Raw genomic sequence first — 22,094 nt, forward strand, 5'->3', positions numbered from 1 at the left:
TACCGGCAGGCCCCCCTGCCGGTTTTGACCATAAAGGGCTAACACTCATCACTGACATCCCCTACAATGCGCCAATCCTATAGATAACACTTATGACTAACAGGGGTTATGATGAAACCGACCACCATCTCCTTGCTGAACAAATACAAACAAGAAAAAAAACGCTTCGCCACTATTACCGCTTACGACTACAGCTTCGCCAAATTGTTTGCTGAAGAAGGACTTAACGTGATGTTGGTTGGCGATTCGCTGGGCATGACTGTTCAGGGGCACGACTCCACACTCCCGGTAACCGTTCAAGATATCGCCTACCACACTGCTGCCGTACGTCGTGGCGCACCGAATTGCCTGCTGCTGGCTGACCTGCCGTTTATGGCGTATTCCACCCCGGAACAGGCCTTTGAAAATGCCGCCACAGTAATGCGTGCCGGAGCCAATATGGTCAAAATTGAAGGCGGCGCATGGTTGGTTGAGACGGTACGAATGCTGACTGAACGTGCAGTTCCGGTGTGTGGTCATTTAGGTTTAACCCCACAGTCAGTGAATATTTTTGGCGGCTACAAAGTACAAGGGCGTGGCGATGAAGCGGGCGATCAACTGCTCAGCGATGCGTTAGCCTTAGAAGCCGCTGGTGCACAGTTGCTGGTGCTGGAATGCGTGCCGGTTGAACTGGCGAAACGCATTACTGAAGCGCTGGCGATTCCGGTAATCGGTATTGGCGCGGGCAACGTCACCGACGGGCAAATCCTCGTGATGCACGACGCGTTCGGTATTACCGGCGGCCATATCCCTAAATTTGCAAAAAATTTCCTTGCTGAAACGGGCGACATCCGCGCAGCAGTGCGTCAGTATATAGCTGAAGTGGAGTCCGGGGTTTATCCGGGCGAAGAACACAGTTTCCATTAAGGAGTCACGTTGTGTTAATTATCGAAACCCTGCCGTTGCTGCGTCAGCAAATTCGCCGCCTGCGAATGGAAGGCAAACGCGTGGCGCTGGTGCCTACTATGGGTAACCTGCACGATGGTCATATGAAGCTGGTCGACGAAGCCAAAGCCCGCGCCGATGTGGTCGTCGTCAGTATTTTCGTTAACCCAATGCAGTTTGACCGCCCGGAAGATCTGGCTCGCTACCCACGCACCTTGCAGGAAGACTGCGAGAAGCTAAACAAACGTAAAGTGGATCTGGTTTTCGCTCCCTCGGTAAAAGAGATCTATCCGAACGGTACAGAAACCCACACCTATGTCGATGTTCCAGGCCTTTCCACCATGCTGGAAGGTGCCAGCCGTCCAGGACATTTTCGCGGCGTATCGACCATCGTCAGCAAACTGTTCAACCTGGTCCAGCCGGACATCGCCTGCTTCGGTGAAAAGGATTTTCAGCAACTGGCGCTGATCCGCAAAATGGTTGCCGACATGGGCTTTGATATTGAGATTGTCGGAGTGCCGATTATGCGCGCTAAAGACGGTCTGGCGCTCAGTTCCCGTAACGGCTATCTGACGGCGGAACAACGTAAAATTGCGCCGGGTCTGTACAAGGTCTTAAGTTCAATTGCCGACAAATTGCAGGCTGGCGAACGGGATCTCGATGAAATTATTGCTATTGCCGGGCAAGAACTGAATGAAAAAGGTTTCCGTTCCGATGATATTCAGATTCGCGATGCCGACACCTTGCTGGAAATCGCTGAAAACAGCAAACGAGCTGTGATTCTGGTAGCCGCCTGGCTTGGCGATGCTCGCCTGATCGACAACAAAATGGTCGAACTGGCGTAATACTTATACTCTAAATAATTCAAGTTGCAGGAAGGCGGCAAGCGAGTGAATCCCCAGGAGCTTACATAAGTAAGTGACTGGGGTGAGCGAACGCAGACGCAGCACATGCAACTTGAAGTATGACGAGTATAACTGGCGCTACGGCTGATGGCGCCAATTATTAATTTGCCCCACGTCATGACGATGACGTCTGTAAGCGGTTATTCATACCGCAGACAACTTAGTTAATTAGCTTATCAATCTCAGCAAGAGGTAAATTTGCCATCTCTGCAACGTCTTCCCGAGACATTCCTTTACTCAGAAGACGCAGGGCGAATTCTTGCCTTTCCTCCTGTCTTCCCAGCTGAATCCCCTTCTCAATCCCCTTCTCAATTCCCTTCTCAATTCCCTTCTCAATTCCCTTCTCTTCAAACCACTGCGCCAACGTCATCATAGACTCCCCTCCCGTTTCCCTGTCTCTCACCACACCATAAAACAAATCCGCTTGTTCAGTATGACCGCGTTGCAGCATATAGTTTTGCATGGCAACTAACTGACTTCCGCTAGTGTACCCTTCGTCAATCAGCGTGACCAGTTGCTCCAGCAATAACATTAAGTCGCGCTGGCGAATATGTTTTTGCAGCAGTTCGAGAATCGCAATCCGCCGATGTTGCATGATTTCGTCATCCGGTGTGATAGTGATATCCACCAGCGGGAAAGGACTGTTATAGACGCGTCGCGCCAGCTCCGGCGAGTAAAACATATCAAACCAGCACATTGAGAGTGGATAAGGCGTGGCCTCGCCCTGATAAAACAAAATCGGCACCACCAGCGGCAGCTTATCGTGATCTGCCTCCAGATGCCGGTGCATGGCAGCAATAGAATAACGCATCATGCGAAAGGCCATTTTTTTGTCCGGCTTGCTTTGGTGTTCAATTACAACATGTAGATAGCCCGTATTACCCTGCATTTGCACGGAATAGAGCACGTCAGTGCTGTGCCCTTTCAGGCTTTCTTCAATAAAACTCCCCGACTCAAGATGCAGCGTGTCGAGGTCACACAGTTCGCGTAGCTCCGCTGGCAAATGGATATCCAGAAAGTCGCGAGCCGTTTCCGCGTGCATTAAAAATTGTTTAAACACCGCATCATGCGGTGTGGTACTCGGTGCATCCATCTTCCCTGCCTTCCGTGTTGTCTTGCGTGAAGGCAGTATCCAGTCAAGGCGCGCCGTCGTCAGCCGCCTCTTTAGTGTTTACCGAGCAGCGTTCAGAGAAATTTCAATTGGTTACAGGTGTTACATGGCTCGCTTCGGCACGGTACGCAAACTGCTGATGCAAATGCCGTCAGATGAGTAGACACTAAACAAAAATCGGGCAATACTGCGTGAGAATTTCCTCAAAGCAGGCACCGCCTGCTTCGTTAACGACAGGGTAGAAAGGTAGAAGTTATGATTCGCACGATGCTGCAGGGCAAACTCCACCGCGTGAAAGTGACTCATGCGGACCTGCACTATGAAGGTTCTTGCGCCATTGACCAGGATTTTCTTGACGCAGCCGGTATTCTCGAAAACGAAGCCATTGATATCTGGAATGTCACCAACGGCAAGCGTTTCTCCACCTATGCCATCGCAGCAGAACGCGGTTCGAGAATTATTTCTGTTAACGGTGCGGCAGCCCACTGCGCCAGCGTCGGCGATATTGTCATCATCGCCAGCTTCGTCACCATGCCGGATGAAGAAGCTCGCACCTGGCGGCCCAACGTTGCCTACTTTGAAGGCGACAACGAAATGAAACGTACCGCGAAAGCGATTCCAGTTCAGGTGGCCTGATAATCACCCCTGCGGCTGGTTACTCACCAGCCGCGACATCGTCTCCAGCGAATCCGTTCTCAAGATATAAAGTCGTTTTAACAATAACGGATTATCCCCAGGTTTAACTTTGCCTTTCATGGTGGTCACTGCCAGATGAAATCCGGCTTCACGTGCCGCCTTCACCGCTTTGTCATTAAAACCGCCAAACGGATAAGAAAGATACAAGACATGTGGATTAAACTGCGCCAGCGCCCGACGCGATCGCGCAAAATCAAACAGAATATTGTGCTCACTACGGCTCAGTAATATGGGGCGGCGATAGCCATCTACCCGATGCAAAAAATGAGTATGTGACTGGAAATCAAATACATCACGAATTTCGTTAAGCTCAGAAATGCTCATAAATTGCAGCGATTTTGGATCCCATTTCTGCGGGTGACGTTTGATGCGCGAGGTAACAATAAATGCCGTCGCCTTCATACCATAGTGTTTCAACACAGGATACGCATAGCGGCTAACCGACTTGAGACCATCATCAAAGGTAATCACCACGGCACGTGCCGGGAGATTAATTTTATTCTGCACGTAACCTTCCAACTGTGTCATGCTCAGTGTCGCGTACCCCCTGTCGCGCAGCCAGGCCATCTGGTTATTGAAGGCACGTACCGAGGTGGTCGTCGAAGTATGGCGAAAACGGGTGTTTTCTTCGTCGCGCAGAATATGATGATAGGTTAGCACCGGCAGGCCATTGTCGGGTTGGGCATCCAGCGCGCTGATATAGGCCAGTCGATCGCCAATACGGATCTGATACCAGATTTGGTTTAACCTGTCTTTCAGTTTATGCAAAATCGGATAACGCAAATTGTCCGCCAGTACCCCAAATGGCGCACTGCCCACACTCGGCGCGTTATAAACCGGCGTATCTTTCCAGGTTATTAAGTTCTGATTACTCAGCGGCTTGTTGAGGTCACCCAAACCGTCTTCAACCTTTTGTCGCCCCTGAACCGGCTCGAGATGACCTTTATCGATAAACCCTTTGCCAAAACCAAAATTAAATGCGTAATAACTTGCGGCAGTCGGCTCCACGGCAATGATTTGTCCGGCCCGAATATTCCCTACCGTCACCATTTTGTCGCCAATTTGCGCCCAGACCGCGGCATTTTCGATGGTTTGCATATAACGGGCAGGCAATGCGGCACTGACGCTTGTGGTAAACAGCATCAGCAGGAGAATAACAGCTTGTTTATACATGAAAAAATAACCAGGGATGAAACAACGCTTTTATTGTAGCAAAAGCGTCATCAGGATCGCGGGTTAATACTCATACAAATTATGTTTGAGGACGAAAGGCGGATTTTTTTGTTGTTGGTGCCAAAGACTACTGACCTCCGGCGTACCCAGTTCGACAATTCGCTCGCGAAACTCAGCGCTGGATAATGTTTCACGGTAGGCCAGCATCTGTTCAACTAACGGTAATGTTACCCCAGAAATCACTTCACAGCGGGAGTGTTTGTGGCTTAATAGCGAAGCCACGCGGTAAGGCGGCGCTCCGGCAATATCAGTTAAAAAGATCACCCCATCGCCAGAGTCTGCTTCATGCAGAGCATCGCACATCATACGGCTGAGCATATTAGAACTTAATCCGCGCCAGAAATTCACGGCCCGGCACTGAAGAAGCGCCCCGTGTTTTTTCTCCAGCGCATCCAGTATCTCTTGCGCCCGATCATCGTGACAGGTAATAACCCAACCTAGCATCGCCTTCCTCCTTAGCCGAAAATCAGTCTACCCTGACCATGGTTGATAAAGGGTGATAGTCGTCAAAACTCCTCTCCCCCGAATCCAGAGGAGAGGAAATAGCCTTAGCTACGCAGACCACGCCCACGTTGGATCAGCGACCAGCAAATCAAATAAAACGCCACAATAAAGACCACCAGTACGCCAAATGTAGTGACCAGCGGCACATCATTGATACCGAGGAAGCCGTAGCGGAAACCACTGATCATATAAACGATCGGGTTCAGGTGCGACAGTCCCTGCCAGAACGGCGGCAGCAAAGTCAGGGAGTAAAAGACCCCGCCCAAATACGTGAGTGGCGTTAACACAAAGGTTGGCACCAGGCTGATGTCATCGAACGTTTTGGCAAACACGCCGTTCAACAATCCAGCAAGGGAGAATAACACCGCCGTGAGCACCAGCGTTAAAGCGACAAATACCCACGAATGTACCTGAAAAGGCACAAAAAACAGTGAAATTGCCGTCACCAGAATGCCAACAAACAGTCCGCGCGCCACGCCACCGCCAACATATCCGGCAATAATCACGTGAGTCGGTACGGGTGCAACCAGCAGCTCTTCAATATTACGCTGAAACTTGGCACCAAAAAATGATGAAGCGACGTTGGCGTAGGCATTGGTGATTACCGACATCATGATCAGCCCCGGCACGATGAACTGCATATAGCTGAAGCCATGCATATCGCCGATGCGCGAACCAATCAGGTTACCGAAGATAATAAAATAAAGAGTCATGGTGATGACCGGTGGCACCAGCGTCTGCACCCAGATACGCATAAAGCGATGGATCTCTTTCGCCCAGATGCTTTTTAGTGCCACCCAGTAAAGATGCATCATGCGCGATCTCCTTGTTTTTCATTAACCAGTGAAACAAACAGCTCTTCCAGACGGTTAGCTTTGTTACGCATACTTAATACCTGAATACCCTGCTCACTTAACTGCGTGAACACGCTGTTAATCCCCTGCTCACGCAGCACTTCAACTTCCAGCGTAGCGGTATCGACCAGTCGATACTGATAGCCATCGAGCTTCGGTAATGGGCTTTTCGGCGCGAGATCGAGAATAAAAGTTTCCGATTTCAGCTTCGCCAGCAGCGCCTTCATCGAGGTATTTTCCACCAGCTCACCGTGTTGAATAATGCCGATATTGCGGCACAGCATTTCTGCTTCTTCCAGGTAGTGCGTGGTAAGAATGATGGTGGTGCCTTTGTCGTTTAAATCCTTCAAAAATCCCCACATTGAGCGGCGAAGTTCGATATCCACGCCTGCGGTCGGTTCGTCAAGAATCAGCAGTTTAGGTTCATGCATTAACGCACGAGCAATCATTAAACGGCGCTTCATCCCGCCCGATAACATACGCGCACGTTCGTTACGCTTTCCCCATAAATCGAGCTGTTTAAGATACTTTTCGCTGCGGATGTACGCTTCTTTGCGCTCTACACCGTAGTACCCCGCCTGGTTCACCACAATTTGTTGCACGGTTTCAAACGGGTTGAAGTTAAATTCCTGCGGCACCAGTCCCAACTGACGTTTAGCGTTCACGACATCCTTCTCGAGATCGTAACCAAATACGCTGACCCGCCCGGAGGTTTTATTTACCAGAGAGCTGATAATACCGATAGTGGTTGATTTCCCGGCCCCGTTCGGCCCTAGAAGCGCATAAAAATCACCCGCTTCGACCTGCAAATCGATTCCACGAAGCGCCTGAACGCCGCCTGGATAGGTTTTTTTAAGCTGTTGAAGTTCCAGTGCAATGGTCATAAATTTTTACTTACCTTACGTTCTTACACTTTATCTGTGGTTTAAATCGTCCCGGAGTTGCCCTATATTAGCCAAACGTAATTATTTGGTTACAGGTCGTTAACCTCCATGAAAGACATAGATACACTCATCAGCAACAATGCACTATGGTCAAAAATGCTGGTGGAAGAGGATCCCGGGTTTTTTGAGAAACTGGCGCAAGCGCAAAAACCGCGCTTTCTATGGATTGGATGTTCCGACAGTCGCGTTCCTGCAGAACGTTTAACCGGTCTTGAGCCGGGCGAACTCTTTGTTCACCGTAATGTTGCTAACCTGGTCATTCACACCGACCTGAACTGCCTTTCCGTGGTTCAGTATGCAGTGGATGTTCTCGAAGTTGAACACATTATTATCTGTGGCCACTACGGTTGCGGCGGCGTACAGGCCGCAGTTGAAAACCCGGAACTGGGGCTTATCAACAACTGGCTGCTACACATTCGCGATATCTGGTTCAAACATAGCTCATTGCTTGGCGAAATGCCGCAAGAGCGCCGTCTGGATACCTTGTGCGAACTGAACGTCATGGAGCAGGTATATAACCTGGGCCACTCCACCATTATGCAATCAGCGTGGAAACGCGGGCAGAAAGTCACCATTCACGGCTGGGCCTACGGCATTCACGACGGTTTGCTGCGTGATCTGGATGTTACCGCCACCAACCGCGAAACCCTTGAACAACGTTACCGTCACGGGATTTCCAATCTCAAGCTGAAACACGCCAACCACAAATAAAAACACCATGCCGGATGCAACACATCCGGCACATCCGCACTTACTCGTCCAGCAGCACTACTTTGCCGATGTACGGCAGATGGCGGTAACGCTGAGCGTAATCAATGCCGTAGCCCACCACAAACTCATCCGGGATCGAGAAACCGATAAATTCTACCGGGACATTCACTTCACGACGGGACGGTTTATCCAGCAGCGTACAAATCGCCAGCGACTTCGGTTCGCGCAGGCTTAAGATTTCACGCACTTTCGACAGTGTATTACCCGAGTCGATGATATCTTCAACAATCAGCACGTCCTTACCACGGATATCTTCATCCAGATCTTTGAGGATTTTCACATCGCGGGTGGTGGACATGCCGCTACCGTAGCTGGAGGCGGTCATAAAATCGACTTCATGAGATACCTGAACTTCACGGCACAGGTCCGCCATAAACATAAATGAGCCACGCAGCAGGCCTACCAGCACCATATCGCTGCCGCTGTCTTTGTAACGCTCAGTAATCTGACGACCCAGTTCGGCGATACGCGCTTTAATCTCCGCTTCGGGGATCATTACTTCTACAGTATGTTTCATATCTCTAACCATATGATTTAAAAACAAATCACTTCGCACGGGCAGGTTTTGGCACCGCAACAAAGCGCAAGACACGCAGTATACCAGTAAAACTATTCATTGGCGGAATCTGTTAATAAAGCTCGAATTGTGATGACGATCACACATGTTAAAACCTATAATTAATTGCTACTAAAATATTAATGAATTGAAATGGTGTCTCTTTATGGCAATTAACAATACCGGCTCGCGACGATTACTCGTCACGCTAACAGCCCTATTTGCAGCGCTTTGCGGGCTGTATCTTCTCATTGGCGGAGGCTGGTTGGTCGCGATCGGCGGCTCCTGGTACTACCCTATCGCTGGCCTTGTGATGCTCGGCGTCGCCTGGATGCTGTGGCGCAGCAAACGCGCCGCACTTTGGCTTTACGCGGCATTGCTGCTTGGCACCATGATTTGGGGCGTCTGGGAAGTGGGTTTCGATTTCTGGGCGCTGACGCCGCGTAGCGACATTCTGGTCTTCTTTGGTATCTGGCTGATCCTGCCGTTTGTCTGGCGTCGCCTGGTCATTCCTGCCAGCGGCGCAGTTGCCGCGTTGGTGGTCGCGCTGTTGATTAGCGGTGGTATCCTCACCTGGGCCGGATTTAACGATCCACAGGAAATCAACGGCACCTTAAGCGCTGATGCTACACCTGCCGAAGCTATCTCCCCCGTTGCCGATCAAGACTGGCCTGCCTATGGTCGCAATCAGGAAGGTCAACGCTTTTCACCACTGAAACAAATTAACGCTGATAACGTCCACAAGCTGAAAGAAGCCTGGGTGTTCCGTACAGGCGATGTGAAACAGCCGAACGATCCGGGCGAAATCACCAATGAAGTGACACCGATTAAAGTAGGCGACACGCTTTACCTGTGTACCGCTCACCAGCGTTTGTTTGCGCTCGATGCCGCCAGCGGCAAAGAGAAATGGCATTACGATCCTGAGCTGAAAACCAACGAGTCTTTCCAGCATGTAACCTGCCGTGGTGTCTCTTATCATGAAGCCAAAGCAGAAACTGCTTCGCCGGAAGTGATGGCGGATTGCCCGCGTCGTATCATTCTTCCGGTCAATGATGGTCGACTGATTGCGATTAACGCTGAAAACGGCAAGCTGTGCGAAACCTTCGCCAATAAAGGCGTGCTCAATCTGCAAAGCAATATGCCGGACACCAAACCGGGTCTGTATGAACCGACTTCGCCGCCGATTATCACCGATAAAACCATCGTGATGGCCGGTTCAGTCACCGACAACTTCTCAACCCGCGAAACGTCTGGCGTGATCCGTGGTTTTGATGTCATTACCGGGGAGCTGTTGTGGGCCTTTGATCCAGGCGCGAAAGATCCGAACGCGATCCCGTCTGACGAACACACCTTTACCTTTAACTCGCCAAACTCGTGGGCACCTGCGGCCTATGACGCGAAGCTGGATCTGGTGTATCTGCCGATGGGCGTTACCACGCCAGATATCTGGGGCGGTAACCGCACCCCAGAACAGGAACGTTATGCCAGCTCAATTCTGGCGCTGAATGCCACTACCGGGAAACTGGCGTGGAGCTATCAGACCGTTCACCACGACCTGTGGGATATGGATCTTCCGGCACAGCCGACGCTGGCGGACATCACCGTTAATGGTCAGAAAGTGCCGGTCATTTACGCTCCAGCGAAAACCGGCAACATTTTTGTGCTTGATCGCCGCAATGGTGAACTGGTGGTTCCGGCCCCGGAAAAACCGGTGCCGCAAGGCGCAGCGAAAGGTGATTACGTTACCCCTACTCAACCGTTTTCTGAACTGAGCTTCCGTCCGACGAAAGATTTAAGCGGTGCGGATATGTGGGGCGCCACCATGTTTGACCAACTGGTGTGCCGCGTAATGTTCCACCAGATGCGTTATGAAGGTATTTTCACCCCGCCATCTGAACAGGGTACGCTGGTCTTCCCGGGTAACCTGGGGATGTTCGAATGGGGCGGGATTTCCGTTGATCCGAATCGTGAAGTGGCAATTGCCAACCCAATGGCGCTGCCGTTCGTTTCGAAACTGATCCCTCGCGGTCCAGGCAACCCGATGGAACAGCCAAAAGATGCCAAAGGCACGGGTACGGAATCCGGCATTCAGCCACAGTACGGCGTACCGTATGGCGTTACGCTCAACCCGTTCCTTTCACCGTTTGGTCTGCCGTGTAAACAGCCAGCATGGGGCTATATCTCGGCCTTGGATCTGAAAACCAACGAAGTAGTGTGGAAGAAACGCATTGGTACGCCGCAGGACAGCATGCCGTTCCCGATGCCCGTTCCGGTGCCGTTCAATATGGGTATGCCGATGCTGGGCGGGCCAATCTCCACGGCGGGTAACGTGCTATTTATCGCCGCTACGGCAGATAACTACCTGCGCGCTTATAACATGAGCAACGGTGAAAAACTGTGGCAGGGCCGTTTACCGGCGGGTGGTCAGGCAACACCGATGACCTATGAAGTGAATGGTAAGCAGTATGTGGTGATCTCCGCAGGCGGTCACGGTTCATTTGGTACGAAGATGGGCGACTATATTGTGGCTTATGCGTTGCCGGATGATGTGAATTAAGATTGACTCATATTGCTGACAAAGTGCGCTTTGTTCATGCCGGATGCGGCGAAAACGCCTTATCCGGCCTACTAAAACTCGCAAATTCAATAAATTGCAGAGTTCACGTAGGCCTGATAAGCGTAGCGCATCAGGCAGTTTTGCGTTTGTCAGCAGAATAATGCCCGGAGAGATCCGGGCATATTTCCGAATACGGTCTTTTTATACCGTAAACCCTAACATCATCCCCGTATCTTCATGCTCCAGCAGATGGCAGTGCGCCATATATGCATGTTCTTTCGGTGCGTCGTGATTAAACTTCACCAGTACTTCGCTGACATTACCTTCTACCTTAACAGTATCTTTCCAGCCTGCGCGATGCGTCGCTGGCGGTTTGCCATTTTCTGACAAGATACGGAACTGCGTACCGTGGATATGGAACGGATGCAGCATCATGTCGCCCACGCCAGAGATAACCCAACGCTCGTACTGCCCTTTCGCCGCCGCAAACATCGGCTTATTCATATCAAACGCCTGACCGTTGATTTTATTGGCATGGTGGAAATCGAACTTCCCGCCGTGGTTCATATGATTCATATTGCCGTGCCCCATATGGCCCATCATCTGGCTGTGGTCCATCCCGGCCATCGCCTGATCGCCATATTTCTCCATCAGCATCTGCATACCCATCATATCGAGCATCGGGTCCATAGAGAGTTGCAGCTTACGTACCGTCAGCCCTTCCAGCGAAGGTAATGCTGGCAGGCTACTTAACGCGTCAGGTAAGGCACCTGAAGCACTAATGGAAATCGGCTGGATCCGCATTACCGGATGCGGCTTGTCAAACGGTGCAATTGCCATTCCCATCTGGCTGACCGGTAGCGTCACCAGATCAAAGGGTTTGTTGTCGTTAACCTCCACCAGCACTTCGAAACGCTCGCCCATCAGCACCGGCAGCTCGCTCACCTTCACTGGTTCAGGTAGCAGACCACCGTCGCTGGCAATCACATACAGCGGGCGATTGTCACTGGTAGCGAAATTGAGCGAGCGGGCGTTACAGCCATTGAGCAAACGCAGGCGCAGCCAGCCGCGCGGGGCGGCGTGTTGCGGGTAGATAGCACCATTGGTCAGCAGCGTATCGCCAAACCAACCCACGGCAGCGGTCATCACATCCAGTTGATAATCAATCTGCCCGTCAGCGTTAAATTTTTTATCCTGCACGATCACCGGGACATCATCGATACCCCACTGTTTTGGCAGCATTAATTTTAGAATCTCGTCATCTTCAATCACTACCAGCCCCGCCAGCCCCATCGCCACCTGTCGCCCGGTTTTGCCATGTTGATGCGGATGGAACCAGCAGGTAGCGGCAGGTTGATCAACGTTCAACGTCACCGTACGCTTGCCACCTGGCGGAATAATTCCCTGCGGGCCGCCGTCGACCTCACCCGGTACTTCCAGCCCGTGCCAGTGCAACGTCGTTTCTTCCGTCAGTTGGTTATAGATATCAACCGTTACCGCTTTGCCGCGCTGTAATTTCACCGCCGGCCCCAGCAGATTGCCGTTATAGCCCCAGGTAGTTGCCGTTTTTCCGGCAAAGGTGGACTGGCCTGTGCCAACAGTTAACTGAATACGATTGCGGGCATCAGTTGTGAGCAAATCAGGGATCGGTAACGTTGGACGCTCCACCGCAAATACTGCGCGGCTCCACAGCGGCAAGGCTGAAGCCACACCCAGCGCGACGGAATATTTCAAGAAATCACGACGTTGCATAGTTATTTCCTTATTCTTAAGCAGGCGAAACAAAATCAAACGTTGAGCATAGTCCTTCCCCTTACGGGAAGGTCAAGCCGCAGACACAATTTAATCGACAATAATGGTCGTCGCCTCGCTCGCAGTGTGCTAACGTTTATCTTCTTTAAGCCCCTGGTAGAAGCAATGAAGACGTTTTTCAGAACAGTGTTATTCGGCAGCTTGATGGCCGTCTGCGCAAACAGTTACGCGCTCAGCGAGTCTGAAGCCGAAGATATGGCCGATTTAACGGCAGTTTTTGTCTTTCTGAAGAACGATTGTGGTTACCAGAACTTACCAAACGGGCAGATTCGTCGCGCACTGGTCTTTTTCGCCCAGCAAAACCAGTGGGATCTCAGCAACTACGATACCTTCGACATGAAAGCCCTCGGTGAAGACAGCTACCGCGATCTCAGCGGCATCGGCATTCCCGTTGCTAAAAAATGCAAAGCCCTGGCTCGCGATTCCTTAAGCCTGCTTGCCTACGTCAAATAATCCCTGATACCTTTTTGTAGAAATATTGACCGTGCATCCGCGGTCAATGTTAGCTATTATGTTGCGCCCTTTTTTTACGGGTGTTAACAAAGGAGGTATCAACCCATGGCCGAAAAAAAACAGTGGCATGAAACGCTACACGACCAGTTTGGGCAGTACTTTGCGGTAGATAACGTTCTGTATCATGAAAAGACCGATCACCAGGATCTGATCATTTTTGAGAACGCTGCATTTGGCCGCGTAATGGCGCTGGATGGCGTAGTACAAACCACCGAGCGCGACGAGTTTATCTATCATGAGATGATGACCCACGTTCCGCTATTAGCCCACGGTCACGCGAAACATGTGCTGATTATCGGCGGCGGCGACGGTGCCATGCTGCGTGAAGTGACCCGACATAAAAACGTTGAGTCAATCACGATGGTGGAAATCGATGCGGGTGTCGTGTCGTTCTGCCGTCAGTATCTGCCCAACCATAACGCCGGTAGCTACGACGATCCGCGCTTTAAACTGGTGATCGACGATGGCGTCAATTTCGTTAATCAAACCAGCCAGACCTTTGATGTCATTATCTCCGACTGCACCGATCCTATCGGTCCCGGCGAAAGTCTCTTCACCTCAGCATTTTATGAAGGCTGCAAACGTTGCCTGAATCCTGGCGGTATTTTTGTCGCACAGAACGGCGTCTGCTTTTTACAGCAGGAAGAGGCCATTGACAGCTATCGTAAACTCAGCCATTACTTCAGCGATGTTGGCTTTTATCAGGCGGCAATCCCGACCTATTACGGCGGCATCATGACCTTTGCATGGGCGACAGATAACGACGCCTTACGCCATCTCTCAAGCGAAATTATTCAGGCGCGTTTTCTCGCCTCTGGCCTGAAATGCCGTTATTACAATCCGGCAGTCCATACGGCAGCTTTTGCCTTACCTCAGTATCTGCAAGACGCACTGGCCTCACAGCCGTCCTAAGGAGAAGATAAGAAATTGAAAAAACTGAAACTGCATGGCTTTAATAATCTGACCAAAAGTCTGAGTTTTTGTATTTACGATATCTGCTATGCCAAAACTGCCGAAGAGCGCGACGGTTATATCGCTTATATCGATGAACTCTATAATGCCAACCGCCTGACCGAAATTCTGTCAGAAACCTGTTCCATTATCGGAGCCAATATTCTTAACATCGCCCGCCAGGATTACGAACCACAGGGTGCCAGCGTCACTATTCTGGTGAGTGAAGAACCGGTCGACCCGAAACTTATCGACAAAACAGAACACCCTGGACCACTGCCAGAAACGGTCGTTGCCCATCTCGATAAAAGTCATATTTGCGTACATACCTATCCGGAAAGCCATCCTGAAGGCGGTTTATGTACCTTCCGCGCTGATATTGAAGTCTCGACCTGCGGCGTGATTTCTCCGTTGAAGGCACTGAATTACCTGATCCACCAGCTTGAATCCGATATCGTGACCATTGATTATCGCGTGCGCGGTTTTACCCGCGACATTAACGGTATGAAGCACTTTATCGACCATGAGATTAATTCGATTCAGAACTTTATGTCCGAGGATATGAAGGCGCTGTATGACATGGTGGATGTGAACGTCTATCAGGAAAATATCTTCCATACAAAAATGTTGCTTAAAGAGTTCGATCTTAAGCACTACATGTTCCACACTAAACCGGAAGATTTAACCGACAGCGAGCGCCAGGAAATTACCGCTGCGCTGTGGAAAGAAATGCGCGAGATTTATTACGGGCGCAATATGCCAGCTGTTTAACGGCTCTGGCGGAGCTCGCAGGCTCCGCCAGATTTATCTACTTCTGCTGCACAAAATCGCGATAAGCCGCCACTACCTGCAAGAAGTCCTCAACGCCGCACAGCGACAGGCTTTCCTCGTCGTAGTAGTTCATCCCCTCTTCCATTTCATCGCCAGCGAATTCCAGTTGATTGGCGCGAACCATCACCTCTTCACCGTCCATCCACAGGGTGTATTCATGCCCTGCCCGCTGCCAGGAACGTTCGCTGCCTTTGAGCGTGCGCGCTGCGTCTTCCACTTCGTCAAGCAAGGCCAGGTTTTCTTTCACTTCTTCATTAAACCAGTGCCCGATGACTTCATGCCCCATGGACATGCGCACCTTTACCACTCCGGTTACATCACGCAGAAATTCGTAATCCATAGTGTGTTCCTCTGCTCCCGGCAATGCGCCGAAATCGCATTGCGCCATTGATTTAATTATCGCAGCCTTATCGGAGAAAAACAGCGGAACGGCGATGGTTTAGAAATAAAAAATGCCCGGGAATCTCATTCACCGGGCATTGTCTCGTTTATGCGCAGCGGGTGCGCTTACTTATTAAACCGCAGTCTGGAAAATCACCCCATCTGCTTTTTCGGTGTACTGAGAAAGCTGGTTGAAGTTCAGATAACGGTAAGTATCAACGGCTGTTTTATCTACCTGCGCCACGTAGGTCTGGTACTCTTCCGGCGTCGGCAGTTTGCCAATCAGCGCCGCAACAGCAGCCAGTTCCGCAGAAGCCAGGAAGACGTTCGCGCCAGTCCCCAGACGGTTCGGGAAGTTACGGGTAGAGGTGGAAACCACCGTCGCACCGTCTGCTACACGCGCCTGGTTACCCATACACAGGGAACAGCCAGGGATCTCGATACGTGCACCACTCTTACCGAAGACGCTGTAGTAGCCTTCTTCGGTCAACTGCGCGGCGTCCATACGCGTTGGCGGTGCCACCCACAGACGGGTCGGCAGCTGACCTTTATGCGCATCCAGCAGTTTACCGGCGGCACGGAAGTGACCGATGTTGGTCATGCAAGAACCGATAAACACTTCGTCGATCTTCTCGCCCTGTACCGCAGACAGCGGACGTGCGTCGTCCGGGTCGTTCGGTGCACAGAGGATTGGCTCTTTGATATCAGCCAGATCGATATCGATTACTGCTGCGTATTCTGCATCAGCATCGGCTTCCAGCAGCTCAGGATTCGCCAACCATTTTTCCATACCCTGAATACGGCGTTCCAGGGTACGACGATCGCCATAACCTTCCGCGATCATCCACTTCAGCAGGACGATGTTAGAGTTCAGGTATTCAATGATCGGCTCTTTGTTCAGCTTGATGGTACAACCGGCAGCAGAACGCTCGGCGGACGCATCGGTCAGCTCAAAGGCCTGCTCAACTTTCAGATCCGGCAGACCTTCGATTTCCAGAATGCGACCAGAGAAGATGTTTTTCTTGCCTTTCTTCTCAACGGTCAGCAGACCTTGTTTGATCGCATACAGCGGAATGGCGTGTACCAGATCGCGCAGGGTGATGCCCGGCTGCATTTTGCCTTTGAAGCGAACCAGAACGGATTCCGGCATATCCAGCGGCATTACGCCTGTTGCAGCTGCAAATGCCACCAGACCAGAGCCCGCCGGGAAAGAGATACCGATCGGGAAACGGGTATGGGAGTCACCGCCAGTACCGACGGTATCCGGCAGCAGCATACGGTTCAGCCAGGAGTGGATTACGCCATCACCCGGACGCAGCGACACACCGCCACGGTTCATAATGAAGTCCGGCAGCGTGTGGTGCGTATTCACGTCAACTGGTTTCGGATACGCCGCGGTGTGGCAGAAAGACTGCATCACCAGGTCAGCCGAGAAGCCCAGGCACGCCAGGTCTTTCAGTTCATCACGGGTCATTGGGCCGGTGGTGTCCTGAGAACCGACAGAGGTCATTTTCGGTTCGCAGTACGCACCCGGACGAATGCCTTTCACGCCGCAGGCACGACCGACCATTTTCTGCGCCAGCGAGAAGCCGCGATCGCTCTCAGCGACATCTTTCGCCTGACGGAACACATCGCTCTGCGGCAGGCCGAGTGCTTCACGCGCTTTGGTGGTCAGGCCACGCCCGATAATCAGCGGAATACGACCGCCAGCACGCACTTCATCAATCAGCACGTCGGTTTTCAGTTCGAAGGTTGCCAGCAGTTCGCCGGTTTCGTGGTTACGCACTTCACCTTTGTACGGGTAAACGTCAATCACGTCGCCCATGTTCAGGTTAGAGACGTCGACTTCGATTGGCAGTGCACCCGCGTCTTCCATCGTGTTAAAGAAGATTGGTGCAATTTTACCGCCGAGACACAAACCACCGCCGCGTTTGTTCGGTACATGAGGAATATCTTCACCCATAAACCACAGCACGGAGTTCGTGGCGGATTTACGCGATGAACCCGTACCCACAACGTCACCGACGTACGCCAGCGGGAAACCTTTCTGTTGCAGAGCTTCGATTTGCTTGATCGGACCAACAACACCCGGCTGGTCTGGCTCGATGCCTTCACGCGCGTTTTTCAGCATCGCCAACGCGTGCAGTGGGATATCCGGGCGTGACCACGCATCCGGTGCCGGAGAAAGGTCATCGGTGTTGGTTTCGCCAGTTACTTTGAAGACGGTAACGGTCAGTTTTTCAGCCAGCGCCGGGCGATTCAGGAACCATTCGGCATCTGCCCAGGACTGCATTACCTGCTTCGCATATTCGTTGCCTGCTTTCGCTTTCTCTTCTACGTCATAGAAGTTATCGAACATCAACAGCGTGTGGGACAGTGCTTTGGCAGCAATCGGTGCCAGTTTGGCATCGTCCAGCGCGTCGATCAGCGGATGAATGTTGTAACCACCCTGCATAGTGCCCAGCAGTTCGATGGCTTTTTCCGGAGTCAGCAGTGGGGATTTAGCTTCGCCTTTGGCGACAGCAGCCAGGAAGCCTGCTTTGACATAGGCGGCTTCATCGACGCCAGGGGGAACACGGTTGGTTAACAGATCTAACAGGAATTCTTCTTCGCCCGCGGGCGGGTTTTTCAGCAGCTCTACAAGTGCGGCCATTTGGTTTGCATCCAGGGGTTTGGGCGCAATCCCCTCAGCGGCACGCTCAGCTACGTGCTTACGGTATTCTTCTAGCACGACGGTTCTCCTCGCTCTCATTGTCATAGTGCGGCAGGCGATTCTCTTCACGCTCCTGTGAGACAGCAGTTTGTAGGGTAAATGCCCAGTACCGCAACGGGCAGAATAGCAGGATTTTGACGATGTGTTAATCTGTTTACAAAAAAGCAACATAAAAAAGTGGCTGAATCGTTAAGGATAGTCTAGAGATTGTTTCCCTCCGTAAAAACCTCGTTAATTCGCATGGTGATAATCACCTTTCTCAACAAAACCCAAGATTAGTCAAAATTTAAACTACCGCCTCTTTATACTCGGATTCACAGCACCTGCGGGTGGCAGTTCGCCGACCATTGCGATTTCCTTGAGATCCGAATTATGAAAATGACTTTGCCGTTTAAACCCCATGTGCTGGCGCTAATTTGCAGTGCCGGGCTTTGTGCCGCCTCTGCCGGGCTATATATAAAAAGCCGCACAGTGGAAGCGCCTGTGGAAGCGCAATCGACACAACTGGCTGCGCCTGACATCACCGCAGTTACGCTTCCTGCAACGGTTTCCGCACCGCCCGTAACGCCCGCCGTCGTTAAAACCGCATTCAGCACTGCGCAAATAGATCAATGGGTTGCACCTGTCGCGCTGTACCCCGACTCTTTGCTTTCACAAGTGTTAATGGCATCAACCTATCCGGCAAACGTTGCGCAAGCAGTGCAATGGTCGCACGATAATCCACTTAAACAAGGCGATGCTGCTATTCAGGCGGTATCTGACCAGCCGTGGGACGCCAGCGTCAAATCACTGGTAGCCTTTCCACAGTTGATGGCGTTGATGGGCGAAAACCCGCAATGGGTGCAAAACCTGGGCGATGCTTTTCTGGCGCAGCCGCAGGACGTGATGGACTCGGTACAGCGGTTGCGGCAACTGGCGCAACAAACCGGCTCGCTGAAGTCATCAACCGAACAGAAAGTTATTACCACAACGAAGAAAGCTATACCGGTAAAACAGACAGTCACGGCTCCCGTTATACCATCCAATACCGTTACAACTGCCAACCCTGTCATTACAGAGCCTGCAACAACCGTCATTTCCATTGAGCCCGCCAATCCTGATGTGGTCTATATTCCCAACTACAACCCAACCGTGGTTTACGGGAACTGGGCCAATACTGCGTATCCGCCGGTTTATCTGCCACCACCAGCCGGAGAACCGTTTGTTGACAGCTTTGTGCGCGGATTCGGCTATAGCATGGGCGTTGCTACTACATACGCACTATTCAGCAGCATCGACTGGGATGACGACGATCATGACCATCATCATGACGATGATGATTATCACCACCACGATGGCGGTCATCGTGACGGTAATGGCTGGCAACACAACGGCGACAACATCAATATCGACGTCAACAATTTCAACCGTATCACCGGTGAGCATCTTACTGATAAGAACATGGCATGGCGGCACAATCCAAACTACCGTAATGGTGTGCCCTATCATGATCAGGATATGGCAAAGCGGTTTCACCAAACCGATGTCAACGGCGGCATGAGCGCCACGCAGTTACCTGCTCCAACACGCGACAGCCAGCGTCAGGCGGCAGCAAGTCAGTTTCAGCAACGAACACACGCCACACCCGTCATTACGCGAGATACCCAACGTCAGGCAGCGGCACAGCGGTTTAATGAAGCTGAACACTATGGGAGCTATGACGACTTCCGCGACTTCAGCCGTCGCCAACCACTGACCCAGCAACAAAAGGACGCCGCTCATCAGCGTTATCAGTCGGCCTCTCCTGAACAGCGCCAGGCAGTCCGCGAGAGAATGCAGACTAACCCGCAGAACCAGCAGAGAAAAGAAGCGGCACGTGAGCGTATTCAGTCAGCCTCGCCTGAGCAGCGCCAGGCGGTTCGCGAGAAAATGCAGACTAACCCACAGAACCAGCAGCGAAGAGAGGCAGCACGTGAGCGTATTCAGTCTGCCTCGCCTGAGCAGCGCCAGGTGTTTAAGGAAAAAGTACAGCAGCGCCCACAGAACCAACAGCAACGTGATAACGCCCGCCAGCGTATACAATCGGCATCACCTGAACAACGTCAGGTTTTTCGGGAGAAAGTTCAGGAGAGTCGCCCACAACGTCTAAACGACAGTAACCGTACTGCCCGATTGAATAACGAGCAACGATCAGCAGTACGCGAACGTCTCTCTGAGCACGGAGCAAGGCGACTGGAAAGGTAAATTACAGACGTAAAAAAGCGGCGTGGTTAGCCGCTTTTTTAATTACCGGATGTCCCGGCAAACGAAAAATTACTTCTTCTTCGCTTTCGGGTTCGGCAGGTCGGTGATGCTACCTTCGAACACTTCTGCCGCCAGGCCCACAGACTCGTGCAGAGTCGGGTGCGCGTGGATGGTCAGTGCGATGTCTTCGGCATCACAACCCATTTCGATTGCCAGACCGATTTCACCCAGCAGCTCGCCGCCGTTAGTACCGACAATCGCACCACCGATCACACGGTGAGATTCTTTGTCGAAAATCAGCTTGGTCATACCGTCTGCGCAGTCGGAAGCGATAGCACGACCAGAAGCAGCCCACGGGAAGGTGGCGGTTTCATAGCTGATGCCTTTCTCTTTCGCTTCTTTCTCGGTCAGCCCCACCCATGCAACTTCTGGTTCGGTATAGGCGATAGACGGGATAACTTTCGGATCGAAGTAATGTTTTTTACCGGCGATAACTTCAGCGGCAACGTGACCTTCGTGAACACCTTTGTGTGCCAGCATCGGCTGACCGACGATATCGCCGATAGCAAAGATGTGCGGTACGTTGGTACGCAGCTGTTTGTCAACGCGGATGAAACCACGGTCGTCAACTTCCACGCCAGCTTTGCCTGCGTCGAGGTTTTTACCGTTCGGCACACGACCAATCGCTACCAGCACGGCGTCGTAACGCTGCGGTTCAGCTGGTGCTTTTTTGCCTTCCATCGTCACATAAATGCCGTCTTCTTTCGCTTCAACGGCGGTAACTTTGGTTTCCAGCATCAGGTTGAATTTCTTGCTGATACGCTTGGTGAAGACTTTAACGATGTCTTTGTCAGCTGCCGGGATAACCTGGTCGAACATTTCAACCACGTCGATCTGTGAACCCAGCGCGTGGTATACGGTACCCATTTCCAGACCGATGATACCACCACCCATTACCAGCAGGCGTTCTGGTACTTCTTTCAGTTCCAGCGCATCTGTGGAGTCCCAAATACGCGGATCTTCATGCGGAATAAACGGTAGTTGGATCGGGCGAGAACCCGCTGCAATGATCGCGTTGTCGAAGTTGATCACGGTTTTGCCGTTCTCACCTTCCACTTCCAGGGTGTTAGCCCCGGTGAATTTACCCAGACCGTTGACCACTTTGACTTTGCGGCCTTTCGCCATACCAGCCAGACCACCGGTCAGCTGATTGATCACTTTCTCTTTCCAGGTACGAATCTTGTCGATATCGGTTTTCGGTTCGCCGAAGACGATACCGTGTTCAGCCAGCGCTTTGGCTTCTTCGATAACTTTTGCTACGTGCAGCAGTGCTTTAGAAGGGATACAGCCGACGTTCAGGCAAACACCGCCGAGGGTGTTGTAGCGTTCTACGATTACGGTTTCCAGACCTAAATCAGCGCAACGGAAGGCAGCGGAGTAACCTGCGGGGCCTGCCCCAAGTACCACGACCTGAGTTTTGATTTCAGTACTCATCATGACCTCTATATATTTATCTCCGGCGGGTCTGACGTTTTTTTTATGACGCCCATCATCCACCGGGTCGTTCTATCCGTCGGTATTTTACAAAATTGTTAACAATTTTTAAACAACAAAC

The 22,094-nt window shown here is 51.6% G+C and carries 19 protein-coding genes; 9 read left to right on the forward strand and 10 right to left on the reverse strand.

Going from position 1 to position 22,094, the window contains the following annotated elements:
* The first annotated feature begins 111 nt into the window (after positions 1-111).
* Together panB and panC are read left to right on the forward strand one after the other, a co-directional pair.
* The gene (panB, locus tag AACU19_RS03950) at positions 112-906 is read left to right on the forward strand and encodes a 3-methyl-2-oxobutanoate hydroxymethyltransferase (protein WP_032302399.1); all 795 of its coding nucleotides are present in this window, start codon (positions 112-114) and stop codon (positions 904-906) included.
* A gap of 11 nt (positions 907-917) precedes the next feature.
* Positions 918-1,769, forward strand: a complete 852-nt coding sequence (panC, locus tag AACU19_RS03955) for a pantoate--beta-alanine ligase (protein WP_032302397.1) — start codon at positions 918-920, stop codon at positions 1,767-1,769.
* Positions 1,770-1,989: 220 nt separating this feature from the next.
* Here panC and AACU19_RS03960 read toward each other — a convergent pair whose 3' ends face one another.
* A complete protein-coding gene (locus tag AACU19_RS03960; RefSeq protein ID WP_105278705.1) occupies positions 1,990-2,922 on the reverse strand; it encodes an Rpn family recombination-promoting nuclease/putative transposase in 933 nt (310 codons plus the stop codon).
* Between the two features lie 273 nt (positions 2,923-3,195).
* On the opposite strand from AACU19_RS03960, the gene panD reads away from it, so the two are divergent.
* Complete coding sequence (gene panD / locus AACU19_RS03965; RefSeq protein ID WP_000621515.1) at positions 3,196-3,576, forward strand: aspartate 1-decarboxylase; 381 nt, start codon at positions 3,196-3,198, stop codon at positions 3,574-3,576.
* 3 nt (positions 3,577-3,579) lie between these two features.
* On the opposite strand, the gene AACU19_RS03970 is transcribed toward panD, so the two are convergent.
* The 4 genes from AACU19_RS03970 to AACU19_RS03985 form a co-directional block, all read right to left on the reverse strand.
* Positions 3,580-4,809 carry a polysaccharide deacetylase family protein gene (locus AACU19_RS03970; RefSeq protein ID WP_105278706.1) on the reverse strand — a complete coding sequence of 410 codons (1,230 nt, stop codon included), beginning with the start codon at positions 4,807-4,809 and terminating at the stop codon, positions 3,580-3,582.
* A gap of 63 nt (positions 4,810-4,872) precedes the next feature.
* On the reverse strand, positions 4,873-5,313 hold the full coding sequence (locus tag AACU19_RS03975; protein ID WP_105278707.1) for a PTS sugar transporter subunit IIA: 441 nt from the start codon (positions 5,311-5,313) through the stop codon (positions 4,873-4,875).
* 104 nt (positions 5,314-5,417) lie between these two features.
* Positions 5,418-6,188 (reverse strand): ABC transporter permease, encoded by a 771-nt coding sequence (locus AACU19_RS03980; protein ID WP_000972203.1) that lies wholly within the window; start codon positions 6,186-6,188, stop codon positions 5,418-5,420.
* On the reverse strand, positions 6,185-7,111 hold the full coding sequence (locus AACU19_RS03985) for an ABC transporter ATP-binding protein (protein WP_000150637.1): 927 nt from the start codon (positions 7,109-7,111) through the stop codon (positions 6,185-6,187). Before AACU19_RS03985 ends, AACU19_RS03980 begins: the two co-directional genes overlap by 4 nt.
* Positions 7,112-7,219: 108 nt before the next feature.
* Between AACU19_RS03985 and can the strand changes: the two genes are divergently transcribed.
* Complete coding sequence (can, locus tag AACU19_RS03990; protein ID WP_000651599.1) at positions 7,220-7,882, forward strand: carbonate dehydratase; 663 nt, start codon at positions 7,220-7,222, stop codon at positions 7,880-7,882.
* Between the two features lie 40 nt (positions 7,883-7,922).
* On the opposite strand, the gene hpt is transcribed toward can, so the two are convergent.
* Positions 7,923-8,459, reverse strand: a complete 537-nt coding sequence (hpt, locus tag AACU19_RS03995) for a hypoxanthine phosphoribosyltransferase (RefSeq protein ID WP_000683336.1) — start codon at positions 8,457-8,459, stop codon at positions 7,923-7,925.
* A gap of 205 nt (positions 8,460-8,664) precedes the next feature.
* On the opposite strand from hpt, the gene gcd reads away from it, so the two are divergent.
* Entirely contained in the window at positions 8,665-11,055 is a 2,391-nt protein-coding gene (gene gcd, locus AACU19_RS04000) for a quinoprotein glucose dehydrogenase (protein WP_105278708.1), read from the forward strand.
* A 201-nt stretch (positions 11,056-11,256) separates the two neighbouring features.
* Here the strand turns inward: gcd and cueO are convergent, their stop codons facing one another.
* Positions 11,257-12,807 (reverse strand): multicopper oxidase CueO, encoded by a 1,551-nt coding sequence (gene cueO / locus AACU19_RS04005; RefSeq protein WP_105278709.1) that lies wholly within the window; start codon positions 12,805-12,807, stop codon positions 11,257-11,259.
* Between the two features lie 165 nt (positions 12,808-12,972).
* Here cueO and AACU19_RS04010 point away from each other — a divergent pair, with 165 nt between their 5' ends.
* From AACU19_RS04010 to speD, 3 genes are all read left to right on the forward strand, one after another.
* Complete coding sequence (locus tag AACU19_RS04010) at positions 12,973-13,320, forward strand: YacC family pilotin-like protein (protein WP_001295568.1); 348 nt, start codon at positions 12,973-12,975, stop codon at positions 13,318-13,320.
* Positions 13,321-13,425: 105 nt separating this feature from the next.
* A complete protein-coding gene (gene speE / locus AACU19_RS04015) occupies positions 13,426-14,292 on the forward strand; it encodes a polyamine aminopropyltransferase (RefSeq protein WP_000818419.1) in 867 nt (288 codons plus the stop codon).
* Positions 14,293-14,307: 15 nt separating this feature from the next.
* Entirely contained in the window at positions 14,308-15,102 is a 795-nt protein-coding gene (gene speD / locus AACU19_RS04020; RefSeq protein ID WP_000734290.1) for an adenosylmethionine decarboxylase, read from the forward strand.
* 37 nt (positions 15,103-15,139) lie between these two features.
* Here the strand turns inward: speD and yacL are convergent, their stop codons facing one another.
* Entirely contained in the window at positions 15,140-15,502 is a 363-nt protein-coding gene (gene yacL, locus AACU19_RS04025) for a protein YacL (RefSeq protein WP_000384317.1), read from the reverse strand.
* 174 nt (positions 15,503-15,676) lie between these two features.
* Complete coding sequence (gene acnB, locus AACU19_RS04030; protein WP_012599867.1) at positions 15,677-18,274, reverse strand: bifunctional aconitate hydratase 2/2-methylisocitrate dehydratase; 2,598 nt, start codon at positions 18,272-18,274, stop codon at positions 15,677-15,679.
* Positions 18,275-18,628: 354 nt separating this feature from the next.
* Between acnB and AACU19_RS04035 the strand changes: the two genes are divergently transcribed.
* Positions 18,629-20,479, forward strand: coding sequence for a DUF3300 domain-containing protein (locus tag AACU19_RS04035; protein WP_105278710.1), 1,851 nt, complete (start codon positions 18,629-18,631; stop codon positions 20,477-20,479).
* A gap of 69 nt (positions 20,480-20,548) precedes the next feature.
* Here the strand turns inward: AACU19_RS04035 and lpdA are convergent, their stop codons facing one another.
* Positions 20,549-21,973, reverse strand: coding sequence for a dihydrolipoyl dehydrogenase (lpdA, locus tag AACU19_RS04040; protein WP_000102485.1), 1,425 nt, complete (start codon positions 21,971-21,973; stop codon positions 20,549-20,551).
* Between the last annotated feature and the right edge of the window lie 121 nt (positions 21,974-22,094).

Source organism: Escherichia sp. MOD1-EC4550 (assembly GCF_963876935.1).
Classification (GTDB): Bacteria; Pseudomonadota; Gammaproteobacteria; order Enterobacterales; family Enterobacteriaceae; genus Escherichia; species Escherichia coli_F.